Here is an 11,890-nt window from a genome sequence, read left to right as displayed (position 1 = left end):
CGAATGGGCGTTCTTCGTTTTCCTCGCATGATTACGAGGGTAACGCGGCGTGGATGACTCTCACAACCCTGTATGCCTTTATGCGCTTCGCCGCGCGCATTCCAAATCAAAAGAAAACCCCCGCGATCCCAGGGGATCGCAGGGGCCAGGTATTCCGCGCCGGTTGCGTGCGCGGGGGTGTTCGGTTGGCTTACGGCATCTTGGTCGGTGCCGCCGCCGGAGCCGGGGCTGCCGCCGCGGTGACCATCGGAGCGCTCGGCCGCAGGGCCGGGTAGTCCTTGACCATCGAGACGCCGCCCAGGGGCTTGTTGATGCCGCGGTGGCAGGTCGTGCAGTTAACCTTCAGCGGATCGCCCTGGGGCCCGAGGCGGTGCTTCGGGAACACGCTGGCGAGCGTGCCGATGTATTCACCGTTGATGTTGCGCACCATGCGGTAGCCGTACCAGGCGCCGACGCGCTTGGGCGTGCTCATGTTCCAGGCCTGGAACGAGCCGGCGTTGTGGCAGAACGTGCAATTCACGCCGAGCGCCGAGGAGGTGTGCATCATCAGGCTGTAGGTGCCTTCGGTCTCCATCGTCGTGGTCTTGTTCTTCGTTGCGGCAAACTGCGACGGATGGCTGTAGGTCGTCTGCACCCGGATTGGCGCCGAGTTGCTGTCGAGCAGGTACTTGGCGAACGCCGTGTTCGGCAGCGACGAATAGGCCGTGCTGACAAGCGGCGCGTTCTGGCCGTGCTTGTTGCCGAGGATGGTGTCCTCGTTGCCCTTGGCCGGCAGCGCCCAGTTTTCGGTCGGAACCGCCTTGCCCCGGTGGCAGGTGTAGCAGGTCACACCGGTCTGCTTCACGTGCTGGGTCCAGTTGGTGTTGATGTTCCGCGTCATCTGCAGCATCCGCCGAGCCACCTTCTTGGTGTAGATCTCGTCGGAGGCCATGTTGGCCGGGTTGTGGCAGTAGTTGCAGCCTTGCTCCGGTGCGATCCACTGGGTGATCGCGGCCATCGTGTAGCTGAACTCGTCTTCCGAGATGTCGCCCAGAACCTGCACGTTCTGGTAGGCTTCCTTGGCGGGACGGCCACCCGGCTTGGGCGGATCATAGGGCGGCGGCGGCACGACATTGATCGGATCGATCTTCTTGTTCGCCGAAGCGAGCGTGATCTGATCCATGCCGGTGCCGCGGAAGCCGTATTGCTTGGCGGACTTGGTCTCGAGCTGGCAGCCGCCGAGCAGCGCTGCGCCGAGGACCACCGCGCCGAGGCGCAGCATGAGGTTCGGTTTCATGGTCACTTGCTCCCCAAAGCCGGATCGACGACCCCGGTGTCGGGATAGGCCGGCGCATAGTGGTGCTGCTGGGCCCACAGGTACCAGTTGTCGACAACGGTGCCGGTGAGGAGGATGCCGATGCCGCCCGTGAGAGTGGTCAGCACGGCGAACCACCAGGCCCAGCGGTGGATCGATTCCATCGTGGCGTTGAAGCCCATGGTCCAGCGCCAGAACAGGGCGGCGCGTTCGGAGGCGGTACCGCGATCGGTGATCTGCTCGATCTCGCGCTCGCCGCCGTAGCGACCGACGGCCAGGATGGTTGCGCCGTGCATCGCGAAGAGCAGGGTCGAGCCATAGAGGAAGGCGATCGAGAGGGCGTGGAACGGATTGTAGAACAGATTGCCATAGCGGATCGAGAACGCGGCGGTCCAATCGAGATGGGGGAAGATGCCGAAGGGCACCGCTTCGGACCAGCTGCCCATGAAGGCGGGCCGGATGAAGCCGAGCACGAGGAACAGCCAGATCGCCGACATGAACGCCCAGAATACGTGGGTCCCCATGCCGAGCGCACGGGCCCGGCGGTAGGTCCGGATCGCCCAGAGCAGGACCGAGAGCGTCAGGAACATGCCGGCGAGGATCCACCAGCCGCCCTTGGCGAGCGGGACAATGGGCGAGAAACCGTATTCCGGCCCCGGCGGCTCCAGGCTGAGCCACGGCAGCATGCGCACGAACTGGATCGGATCCCAGTTGACCGAAGCCATCATGTTGAGACCAATGATCTCGAACGCGGTGAGCCCGCACAGGATCGAGAGGAGACCGGTCCAGCCAAGATAGATCGGGCCGAGCTGGGCCTGACCGAAGCGGCCGAAGAGGTGGTTGAAGGTGACGGCGGTGCCGCGCGGATCACTGCCGGGCTTCATCTCGATGCCCATTTCGGGGGCATGGCTGAGCTGAACCTGCGTGAAGATATTCTGATAGGTAGCCATGGCTAGTCCTCCTTCACGACCAGATCGGCAGGTTGAGCCACCAGTTCCACCATTCCGGCCAGCCCTTGGTCCACAAGGGGCCGCTGATGATGATGCAGACCGCGCTCCAGAAGCCGGCGTTGAGCGCCAGCAGCAGGCCCAGGCGGTGGATGCCCAGGGTACCGATCGAGTAGCCGATCAGATCGCGGAAGAAGGTGTCTTCGTATTCCGGGGTCTTCACGGTCTCGCCCTCTTTCGGGTTGACCGCGGAAAGCACCAGCGCGCCGTGCAATGCGAGCGCGAGGCAGGTGGTGAAGAAGAAGCTCACCGCCAGCATGTGCGCCGGATTGTAGTGGAAGTGCAGGTACTGGTAGCCGGTGTTCGACACCCAGTCGAGGTGGCTGAAGATGCCGTAGGGGAAGCCGAAGTGCCAGGCACCCAGCAGCACCGGACGGATCACCACCAGCGAAACGTAGGCGAAGATCGCGAAACCGAAAGCTATCGGAACATGGTAGCCCATGCCAAGCTTGCGGCAGATCTCCACCTCGCGCAGCGCCCAGGAGACAAATGACACGATCGCGCAGACCGTGATCACCTGCCAGAACCCGCCCTCGCGCAGCGGCGCGAAGCCGAGGCCGTATTTGAGGTCAGGCGGCGCGATCGAGATCAGCCACGGGTTCCACGTGCCACCTTGCGAGGCGCAGTAGAGAATGAGAGCCGTTCCGAGTGAGGCGAAGATCGCCGTGATCACTCCGAAAAAGCCAACGTAGAACGGGCCGACCCAAAAGTCGAAAAGGTCCCCGCCGATCAACGTGCCTCCGCGCACGCGATACTTTCGCTCGAAACTGAGGAGCGCCATGGCTCTATCCTCCCCCGCCCAAGCCTGGCGGGCACAAGTACATGGAAAATCAACCGGTTCCCCCCGGCAGTGCCGGAGGCGGCATGTCCACTTTCGGTGGGATGCCGCCTCTTGCCTTGCAGGTGGTCAGGGCGTGGCTGCGGCTGCAGCCGGGGCTGCCTGGGCCGCGGAGTGCGGGCCGTCGAGCCAGTTGAAGCGAGGCGTGCTGAGCAGGATGAAGTGAATCACGATTGCCAGCACAAACAGGAACGCGGCAAGCGCCACGAGGGCCCTGCGCGGATCGAAAATAAGCCAGACTCTCCACATGGTATCTGTCCTTGTGAAAGCGCCAAAGCGGCGCGGTCGTTCAGGTTCGGCCGAAAAAGGCCGGGTGGCCGTTATGGCCAAACGTGGGTGTTATGACGTTGGATTTCTTACGAAATCCAGGGACGCCACGACCACACGAGCGCGTGGGCAACCACGGCCACGGCGGTGAAGCCGAGGAAGCTGCTCATGAACAGCTTGTGGAATTCCTTGGCTTCTTCAGGCGTCAGGTAGGTCCTGAGCCCCAGGCGATCATCGCTCATATCTGCATCTCCAGTATTGACGTGCAAAGCGAGAGGCGGCGATCGCCCCCCGGCGATATTCCAACGGCCGAAGCCGAGGGAATGGGGTTACCCGCTGGGCGGGAAATGGTGGCCACGCGGCTCATGGCGCCGCGCTTCCGAGCAGCGCATCGGCAAGCCGATCGGCGCTGACTTCGCTTTCGCCTTCGCGGCGGGCGGCAGCTTCGGCCGCGTCGCGCAGGCGCTTGGCAAAGGAGATGCGGATGAGCACCGGCTGGGCTTCGACCAGTTCGTCGAGCCGGGCCTTGGCCTCGTCGCTCCACGGCAGCTCGCGCTGGAGCCGCGCCGGCGTGGCGGGCACCGCATCGAGCTGGGTGGCAAGGGGCAGGATGTGGAACAGCGCGTCGAACAGCGCGTTGCACACTTCCTGGATCAGGTAGGTCGCACCCGAATAGCCCATGAAGGGCGTGCCGGTGTGGCGGCGGATCGCGGCGCCCGGAAAGCTTGCCGGGATGTAGATGCTGCGCGCGCCGCATTCGGCGAGGTACATGCGCTCGTTGTAGCTGCCGAACACCACCATCGGTGCGCCGGCGCGGATGGCATCGCGCACGTCCTCGTTCTTCGGCTTCACACCCGCGCTGCGCGAGAAGGCGAAGGCGCAGGGGAGGCCCATGTCCTCTTCAAGGAAATGCCGGATCCCGCGGGTGTAGGTCTCGTTCGCGACAATGCCGAAGCTGGCCGTGCCGAAGAAGTCCTGCGTCACTGAGCGCCACAAGTCCCACAGCGGCTTGATCGTGGTGTGCTTCTCGCGCGTGATGAACGGTTCGGGATCAAGCCCCAGCGAAGCCCCCAGCGCTTCAAGGAAGCGGGTGGTGGAGGTGAGCCCGACCGGCGCCTGGAAATAGGGCCGTTCAAGTACCTCGCAAAGATTGCGCCCGAACTCGCGGTAAAGGCACACATTCGCGTCGGCATCCGCAAGGCGGCGGATATCGGCGAGGTGACAGCCCAGCGGGAACACCATGTTCACCTCGGCGCCGAGGCCCTCGATCAGGCGGCGCACCTCGGCAAGGTCCGAGGCCATGTTGAACATGCCGTAGGCCGGGCCGATGATGTTGACGCGCGGCTTCTCGCCTTCCTTGCGTGCCTTCGGGGCGGGCACGGTCTTGGGGCCGAACTCGCTCCACAGCCAGCTCAGCGCGCGGTCCGCCGACTGCCACTGATCCTCGTCGATCGTGCGCGGCAGGAAGCGCTTGATATTGGTGCCCCCCGGCGTCACGCCGCCGCCGATCATCTCGGCGATCGAGCCGGTCACGACAACCGCCGGAAGCTCAGGATCGAGCGTCTTCCACGCGCGGCGCATGGCCGCTTCGGTGCCGGTCTTGCCAAGCTCTTCCTCGCCGAGGCCAGTGACGACGATGGGCAGTTCGTGCGGCGGCAACCCGTCGGTGTAATGCAGCACCGATGTCACCGGCAGGTTTTCGCAGCCCACCGGGCCGTCGATAATGACCTGCAGGCCCTTCACCGCGGTGAAGACGTAGACCGCGCCCCAATAGCCGCCGGCCCGATCATGATCGATGATGAGCGTCATGCGCGCGCTCCTGCCAGGCGATACAAGGGCCGGACGGTCATCGCGAGCCGCAGGTGGCGATAGGCGATCAGCAGGATCATGATCCCACCGCCTCTGCCGCCTTGCGGGCAGCCTCGTTCAGCGCGGCGTACTTCTTCTTGAAGTTCGGGCGGTCCTGCGGGGTATCTTCCCAAACGCCGGTCGTATGGCCGGAGCCGACGCCCTCGAAGAAGGCGCTCATGCGGTCGAAGCGGGCTTTTCCGCCGATCGCGGCGTTCACCACCATGGCGAGGCTGCCAGCACCCGCCGGGCCCATCAGCGGCCGGGCCGAGATGAGATTGGTGAAATAGAGCGCCGGGATCGCCATCTGCTTGGCGTGCTGCACCACCGGCGTCGTGCCGATGGCGAGATCGGGGCGGAATTCCTCGACGGCGGCAATGTCCTGCTCGAGGCTGGCGCGGTACTGCACCTTGACGCCGCGCGCCTGCAGCCATTCGCGGTCGGGATCGGACCACACGGTGCGCGGGCAGGCGGTGCCGACATAACGCACGTCGGCGCCGCTTTCGACGAGCAGACGCGCGACCAGCAATTCCGAGCCTTCGTAGCCCGAAACGGTGATGCGGCCCTTGATCGGGCGGGCCGCCAACGCGCCGCTGATCGCGGGCAGGATGCGGTTCTGCGCCATGGCGATCTTGTCGGCGCTCACGCCGCAGGCCTGGCCGATGCTGGCGAGCCAATCGGCGGTGCCATCGCGGCCCACCGGAGCGGAGCCGACGACGGTGCGACCCGCGGCTTCGAACTCGCGCACGCTGGCGGTGTAGAACGGATGGATCGCGGCGACGGCGGCGCAATCGAGCGCGGCATAGAGCTCGCGCCATTCGCGCGTCGGCACGACAGGTCCAGCAGCGAGGCCCATCGGCTCCAGCATCTGTGCGATGCCGACCGGATCGACCGGGAACATCTCGCCGAGCAGCGTGATCGTCGGGCGGTCCGAACGGGCAAGGGGAGCGCTTACCGGGCCAGCTTCCGCCTCACTGCGGGCATAGGCGAGCATGGCGCCGGCAAGCACGTCCTTGGCCTCGGCATGAGTCGGAATGCCGAAGCCGGGGACATCGATGCCGATGATCCGGACGCCGTTCACTTCCTTGCCCAGCAGGCGGAGCGGCACACCGCTCGCGGTTGGCACGCAGAGGTTGGTGACGACGATCGCGTCGTAGAGTTCAGGATCAGCGAGCTGCTCGACCGCTTCCTTGATGTCCTCGAACAGCTTGCCGGTCACCAGCGTTTCCGAGCTGAACGGCACGTAGCCCACGCTCCGCCGCGCGCCATAGAAGTGCGAGGTAAAGGTCAGGCCATAGACGCAGCAGGCCGAGCCCGAGAGGACGCTGGCCGTGCGGCGCATCCTGAGGCCCACGCGCAGCGAGCCGAACGCGGGGCACATCGATTGCGGCTGATCGTGCGGGCCGACCGGGTAGTCGGCGGCATAGCGATCAAGCACTTCGCTCTTGCCGGCATTGCGCGCGGCTTCGCGCATCCGGTCCGTCCCACCATGGCAGCCGCCATCGGTCCCCGCCGCGACGGGGGCGTCGGGCATGGCGTCGATGCGGTCCGGGGCGGGGCGGGTTTCAGATGTCATCGTAGATGACCTCCAACGACGCCTTGGTCTCGAAGGTGCCGCCGCGCATGTCCGCCTGGGTGGCGGGGATCAGTGTCACGCTGCCGCCGGTGTCCTCGGGCGAGAACAGGCCGAGCAGGCCGTCCTGGTCGAGCGGCTTGGGCCGCCGCGGCGGGGCCGTTGCAACGTTTTCCGCCAGTTCCTCGAACAGGCTGCCCCACTGCGTGTCGGGCCGGCCGATGATCTGGTAGTTTGCGGACTTGCGGCGAATGTCCTCATCGGCCGGGATTGCGCAAAGCACTGGAATATCAACAGCCTGCGCAAAGGCCTTGGCCTCACCGGTGCCGTCATCCTTGTTGACGATCATGCCCGCGACGCCGACATTGCCGCCCATCGAGCGGAAATATTCGACCGCCTTGCAGACGTTGTTGGCGACGTAGAGCGACTGTAGATCGTTTGAGCCGACGACAATGACCTTCTGGCACATGTCGCGGGCAATCGGCAGGCCGAAGCCGCCGCAGACCACGTCGCCGAGGAAGTCGAGCAGCACGTAGTCGAAGCCCCACTCGTGGAAGCCCAGCTTCTCGAGCAGTTCGAAGCCGTGGATGATCCCGCGCCCGCCACAGCCACGGCCGACTTCCGGTCCGCCGAGCTCCATCGCGAACACACCGTCGCGCTGGAAGCAGACGTCCTCGATCTTCACGTCCTCACCGGCCAGCTTCCTGGCGGCGGAGGTTTCGATGATCGTCGGGCAGCTCTTGCCGCCGAACAGAAGGCTGGTGGTATCGGACTTGGGATCGCAGCCGATCAGCAGCACGCGCTTGCCCTGCTGCGCCATCATGTAGCTCAGGTTGGAAAGCGCAAAGCTCTTGCCCGAGCCGCCCTTGCCGTAGATCGCGATGATCTGCGTTTCCTTGGTCACTTCGGAGGGCGTGACCGCATCGGGTTCGATCGCCGCTTCGTCGCGAAGCGCCTGAACGCGCGCAGATACTTCCAGAGTCGTCATGCGCAGTTGCTCCAGTCGAGAACCATTTTCAGGCAGTTCCGGTCGGTGAAGGCCGCCGGATAGGCCTCGGCCGCCTCGCTCGCGGGGCGAACGTCGGTGACGAGGCCCGAGAGATCGAGCCGACCCGAACGAATGAGATCGCGCGTCCGGTCGAGATCGCCGTGGCTCCATTCGGCAGCGACGCGGATGCGTGCTTCCGCGCGGAAGGCCACCGGGAAGGCGAAGTTCACCCGCTCGCTGTAAAAACCCGCGAGGTTGATCTCGCCGCCGCGGGTCAGGCGGCCGAGCAGCGTGTCGAGAATGTTCGAGTCGCCGCTGGCATCGCAGATCGAATGGTAATCGCGCCGCAGATCCGCGTCGGGCGAAACGACCTTGTAGCCGACAGCCCCGCCCATCCGCTGCGGGTCGGTTTCCCATACGGTGGGTGCGTGCGCGCCGAGGGCGATGGTGATGCGTGCCAGCAGGCGGCCGAGCACGCCGTGCCCGACGATCAGGTCGGGCAACGTGCCGCCGTCCAGCGCGTGGAGCGCCGTCGCGGCGAGGGCGAACAGCACCCCATTCGCCTGGAGCGACTCGTCGATGGTGAGCGCGCGGGCGGAGGGGAGGACAAGCCTGCGGGCCGATCCGCCGAACAGTCCTCGCGCATCGCGGAAGCAGCTCGCACCCGGAACGAACACCCAGTCACCGATCCGCGCCCAGGCATCACGGCCCGCGTCGATCACTCTTCCGACGGACTCGTAGCCGGGCACCAACGGGTAACCCATGCCCGGAAACATGGGCATTTTTCCGGTCCAGAGGAGCTTTTCGGTACCAGTGCTGATGCCGCTCCAGCAGACTTCGACGACCACATCGGAGCCGGTCGGCGCATCGAGCGCGAGGGGCCGGAGAGCCAATTGCTCTGGTGCCTCCATGATGAGCGCTAGTGCTTCCACGACCACTTTTCCCCTCAGCCCGGGCCGGACGGCGTGCCGTACGGTTTAGGGGGCTTTCCGAGTGTCAGCTTACATTGTCATGAAGAAGTGTCAACTCAACACTACACCTTTGTGCAGGTCGGCCATGCGACAAGCTGTGCATGAGTGCCGTTAGTCCGTTTTGGGGGAATTCTGCGCCTATGCGGCCGCGAGGTGTCAAACGCGGGCGACAATCGCGCCGCAAACCAGCGGCAAATGGGTCGAAACCTCGCGCCAGCTGGAAAATCCGGCGCTGTGCAGCATCGCGCCAAGCTCGGCGGGGCGGCGCGGGCGGCCCGATCCCATCGCCCAGAGGTAAAGCCCGAAGTATGCATCGCCCATCGCGCCGCCGCCGGCGGCACCGGCCATCGGCTCCCCGATCAGCAAGGTTCCGCCAGGCGGAAGGGCCGCGCGAACCGCCCGCAGCAGGCGCAGCGCGGGTTCGTCGTCATGATCGTGGAGTATCCGCACTAGCGTGATCAGATCGAAGCCGGTGGGCAGGGGATCATGCAGGAAGCTGCCCTTGTGGAGCGCAAGTCGCGGAGCAATCAGCGCATCGCGCCCCAGCGAGGTTTCCGCCCCCGTGACGACATCGGGCAAATCGAACAGGCCGAGTCGCAAGTCAGGCGCGGCAGTGCCGACTGCCCGCACAAAGGCGCCGGTGCCGCCGCCCACGTCCATCATCGCCTTGTGTTTGCCGAACTTGTACGCCGCGATCAGCTGCTCGCTGACCATCGCCTGCGAGGCGGCCATCAGCGCGGAGTAGGTGGCCGCTGCGGGTGCATTGTCCGCGTCGCCTTGTCGCCCGGGCGGCACATTGCCTGTCGCGCTGGCCCGTGCGTAAGTCCAGAAATCCGAGAGTGCGGTCGGCTCCTTCCGGTCCGCGCGCAGCAGCGCCAGCGGGTCGGCAAGGTCGGCATAGAGCAGCGCATGGTGGCGGATCATCGCCCGCGCCCCCGGATTGCACTGCAGCGCCGCGCCATCCATCCCCAGCGTCCAGCGCCCGCCCGGCAGCGACTCGGCAATCCCCAGCGAAGCGGCGGCGCGCAGCAGGCGTTCTGCCGCGTCCACGCCAAGTCCCGCCCGGTTCGCCGCCCGCACCGTATCGCACGGCCCTTCCGCCAGCAGATCGAGCAGCCCGCCCTCGACGCAGGCCGCCAGCACTTGCGCATAGGCAAAGCCTGCCACCAGATCGAACGCCCGCCGCGCGCGGGAGCGCACGATCGGCCGGGTCAGCGGGAACGCGGCGCTCCACGATTGGAACCGGGGATTGGTCAGCAGCCGGTTGCGCCAAAGGACCCAGCGCTCCTTCAATCCGGCCCTTTGGGGCAAATCCAGACGATTGGACATGTCCATATGTCAATTACATTGGACATTTAGCGGCAATGCGTCAATCATCCATCACATGCTCCTGCAAATCCGGAGCACGGGAGACAGGCCCATGTGGCGAGGCGATGATCGCGCGGATGGCGCGCTGGGGCTCAAGGCGGAGGAATTGCCGCCGGTGTGGACGGCACTCGCCCGCATGCAAGGGGCACTGCCGCCAGCGCCCGCCGCGTCCGATCCCTGGGCGCTCTTGCAGAAAGGCGAGGAAGACCGCCTCGTCCGCGCACCCGGCAGCCGCGACAGCGATGCGCACCCCCGCTTCGACGCGCCGGTTCCGCCGGGCGGCTACTCATGGTGGTATGTCGATGCGCTCAGCGACGACGGGCAGCACGGCCTCACCCTGATCGCCTTCATCGGCAGCGTCTTCTCGCCCTATTTCAAGCGCTCCGGGCGCGGCAATCCGCTCGATCACTGCGCGCTCAACGTCGCGCTCTATGGCCCCAAGGCGCGCTGGACGATGACCGAGCGGCCCGAGCACGCGGTAAAACCCGAAGCGGACCAGTTCGCCATCGGCCCCAGTTCGGTCCGCTGGGCGGGGGACTGCCTCGTCATCGACATCGAGGAACGCGATAAGCGGATCATGAACCCCTTCCGCCGCCGGGTCGCCGGGCAGATCAAGGTCTGGCCCGAGATGCTCAACACCGAAGCCTTCGCGCTCGATCCGGCGGGCAAGCACTTGTGGCACTGCTTGGCCCCCCGCGCGCGGATTTCGGTCGAGATGCAGGCGCCCGAACTCAGCTGGAAGGGCAGCGCCTACCTCGATTCCAACCGCGGTTCGGAGTCGCTCGAGGAAGGCTTCCGCGTGTGGCACTGGTCGCGTGCGCATCTCGGCAAACATGTCGCGGTGTTCTACGAAGGCCAGCGCCGCGATGGCTCCATGTTCGCCAGCGCGCTGCGGTTTGACAGCGCGGGCGTCCCGCACGAGGCCGATCTCCCCCCGACCGCGCCGCTGCCCAACACGATGTGGCAGATGGAGCGCCTGACCCGCTCGGACCGGGGCCTTGCCCGGGTGCGCAAGACCTGGGAGGATTCGCCCTTCTACACCCGCTCCACGCTCCACGCGCGGCTCTATGGCGAACCTGTCGTGGCGATGCAGGAAACGCTCTCGCTCGACCGGTTCTGCAATCCCATCGTGCAGCAACTGATCCCGCACCGCATGCCAAGGGCGCGGCGGTGACTTAGGCTGGACGGGCAAGTCCGAACGACCGGCTGCGCCCAATTGCGGACGTTGCACGGCCCTCATCAAGTGGTATCATGCCACTGTGTGGATGCTTCCTCTCTTCCTGTTGGCTTCGTCTGCAAACGAAACCGTTGTCCTGCAGCAACATGTTGATGAGCTGGTGCTGCGGTGCCGTGCATCCAATAAGATTCGCCTCTTGGCGCGTGGCAGAGGGGTAGTGCAGGTCCAGGTTCTTTTACGATCAGATGAACAAAGCGCCGAAGAGTGGCAGCACATTTCCTGCGTATTTGACGGACTAAAGCTGGTTCCTGAGCTACGTAGCCTTGACATACTGGGAAACGCTTTACCCAATAGCAGTTAACCACCAATCCCGGCCGCTCCGCCAGGTTCGGAACCAATCGACGCTGGCTAGTCCCTCGCTGTTCCGTCCTTCTTGGCCTTGTCCTTGGCGATCTCGCGGTTGACCGAAACCAGCTGCCACACGCCGATGCCTAGCGCGACGCCGCCAAAGACGACCATCTCGATCCATCCGAAATTCTCAGCCACGCTGTCCCTCCCT

The 11,890-nt window shown here is 65.4% G+C and carries 12 protein-coding genes; 1 reads left to right on the top strand and 11 read right to left on the bottom strand.

Annotated elements, in window-relative coordinates; all coding sequences use genetic code 11:
- Nucleotides 1-190 precede the first annotated feature (190 nt).
- The 10 genes from pufC to IP83_RS16360 form a co-directional block, all read right to left on the bottom strand.
- Complete coding sequence (pufC, locus tag IP83_RS16400) at nt 191-1,276, bottom strand: photosynthetic reaction center cytochrome PufC (protein WP_054123299.1); 1,086 nt, start codon at nt 1,274-1,276, stop codon at nt 191-193.
- A 2-nt stretch (nt 1,277-1,278) separates the two neighbouring features.
- Nucleotides 1,279-2,244 carry a photosynthetic reaction center subunit M gene (pufM, locus tag IP83_RS16395; RefSeq protein WP_054123298.1) on the bottom strand — a complete coding sequence of 322 codons (966 nt, stop codon included), beginning with the start codon at nt 2,242-2,244 and terminating at the stop codon, nt 1,279-1,281.
- A gap of 13 nt (nt 2,245-2,257) precedes the next feature.
- A complete protein-coding gene (gene pufL / locus IP83_RS16390; protein WP_054123297.1) occupies nt 2,258-3,082 on the bottom strand; it encodes a photosynthetic reaction center subunit L in 825 nt (274 codons plus the stop codon).
- Between the two features lie 126 nt (nt 3,083-3,208).
- Nucleotides 3,209-3,388, bottom strand: a complete 180-nt coding sequence (gene pufA, locus IP83_RS16385) for a light-harvesting antenna LH1, alpha subunit (protein ID WP_054123296.1) — start codon at nt 3,386-3,388, stop codon at nt 3,209-3,211.
- 107 nt (nt 3,389-3,495) lie between these two features.
- Nucleotides 3,496-3,648 carry a light-harvesting antenna LH1, beta subunit gene (gene pufB, locus IP83_RS19680; RefSeq protein ID WP_072383985.1) on the bottom strand — a complete coding sequence of 51 codons (153 nt, stop codon included), beginning with the start codon at nt 3,646-3,648 and terminating at the stop codon, nt 3,496-3,498.
- 121 nt (nt 3,649-3,769) lie between these two features.
- On the bottom strand, nt 3,770-5,215 hold the full coding sequence (gene bchZ, locus IP83_RS16380; RefSeq protein ID WP_054123295.1) for a chlorophyllide a reductase subunit Z: 1,446 nt from the start codon (nt 5,213-5,215) through the stop codon (nt 3,770-3,772).
- A 76-nt stretch (nt 5,216-5,291) separates the two neighbouring features.
- Nucleotides 5,292-6,830, bottom strand: a complete 1,539-nt coding sequence (gene bchY, locus IP83_RS16375) for a chlorophyllide a reductase subunit Y (protein WP_082364780.1) — start codon at nt 6,828-6,830, stop codon at nt 5,292-5,294.
- The gene (locus IP83_RS16370; RefSeq protein WP_054123293.1) at nt 6,820-7,815 is read right to left on the bottom strand and encodes a chlorophyllide a reductase iron protein subunit X; all 996 of its coding nucleotides are present in this window, start codon (nt 7,813-7,815) and stop codon (nt 6,820-6,822) included. The genes bchY and IP83_RS16370 overlap by 11 nt, the downstream gene beginning before the upstream one ends.
- Nucleotides 7,812-8,747, bottom strand: a complete 936-nt coding sequence (gene bchC, locus IP83_RS16365) for a chlorophyll synthesis pathway protein BchC (RefSeq protein WP_231625086.1) — start codon at nt 8,745-8,747, stop codon at nt 7,812-7,814. Before bchC ends, IP83_RS16370 begins: the two co-directional genes overlap by 4 nt.
- Nucleotides 8,748-8,942: 195 nt before the next feature.
- Nucleotides 8,943-10,115, bottom strand: a complete 1,173-nt coding sequence (locus IP83_RS16360; RefSeq protein ID WP_054123358.1) for a methyltransferase — start codon at nt 10,113-10,115, stop codon at nt 8,943-8,945.
- A 91-nt stretch (nt 10,116-10,206) separates the two neighbouring features.
- Here IP83_RS16360 and IP83_RS20940 point away from each other — a divergent pair, with 91 nt between their 5' ends.
- On the top strand, nt 10,207-11,328 hold the full coding sequence (locus IP83_RS20940) for a hypothetical protein (protein WP_231625085.1): 1,122 nt from the start codon (nt 10,207-10,209) through the stop codon (nt 11,326-11,328).
- A gap of 411 nt (nt 11,329-11,739) precedes the next feature.
- Here the strand turns inward: IP83_RS20940 and IP83_RS20355 are convergent, their stop codons facing one another.
- Entirely contained in the window at nt 11,740-11,877 is a 138-nt protein-coding gene (locus tag IP83_RS20355; protein ID WP_156309789.1) for a hypothetical protein, read from the bottom strand.
- Between the last annotated feature and the right edge of the window lie 13 nt (nt 11,878-11,890).

It is taken from the genome of Novosphingobium sp. AAP93 (assembly GCF_001296055.1).
In the GTDB taxonomy this organism is placed as follows: Bacteria; Pseudomonadota; Alphaproteobacteria; order Sphingomonadales; family Sphingomonadaceae; genus Novosphingobium.
Note: the sequence above shows the minus strand (reverse complement) of the source record. Positions and strands in the feature narration are given on the sequence as shown.

Coding starts and splice junctions, on each gene's coding strand:
- pufC (WP_054123299.1), bottom strand. CDS start 1,276: ATGAAACCGAACCTCATGCTGCGCCTCGGCGCGGTGGTCCTCGGCGCA.
- pufL (WP_054123297.1), bottom strand. CDS start 3,082: ATGGCGCTCCTCAGTTTCGAGCGAAAGTATCGCGTGCGCGGAGGCACG.
- bchZ (WP_054123295.1), bottom strand. CDS start 5,215: ATGACGCTCATCATCGATCATGATCGGGCCGGCGGCTATTGGGGCGCG.
- bchY (WP_082364780.1), bottom strand. CDS start 6,830: ATGACATCTGAAACCCGCCCCGCCCCGGACCGCATCGACGCCATGCCC.
- IP83_RS16360 (WP_054123358.1), bottom strand. CDS start 10,115: ATGTCCAATCGTCTGGATTTGCCCCAAAGGGCCGGATTGAAGGAGCGC.
- IP83_RS16370 (WP_054123293.1), bottom strand. CDS start 7,815: ATGACGACTCTGGAAGTATCTGCGCGCGTTCAGGCGCTTCGCGACGAA.
- pufA (WP_054123296.1), bottom strand. CDS start 3,388: ATGTGGAGAGTCTGGCTTATTTTCGATCCGCGCAGGGCCCTCGTGGCG.
- IP83_RS20940 (WP_231625085.1), top strand. CDS start 10,207: ATGTGGCGAGGCGATGATCGCGCGGATGGCGCGCTGGGGCTCAAGGCG.
- pufB (WP_072383985.1), bottom strand. CDS start 3,648: ATGAGCGATGATCGCCTGGGGCTCAGGACCTACCTGACGCCTGAAGAA.
- pufM (WP_054123298.1), bottom strand. CDS start 2,244: ATGGCTACCTATCAGAATATCTTCACGCAGGTTCAGCTCAGCCATGCC.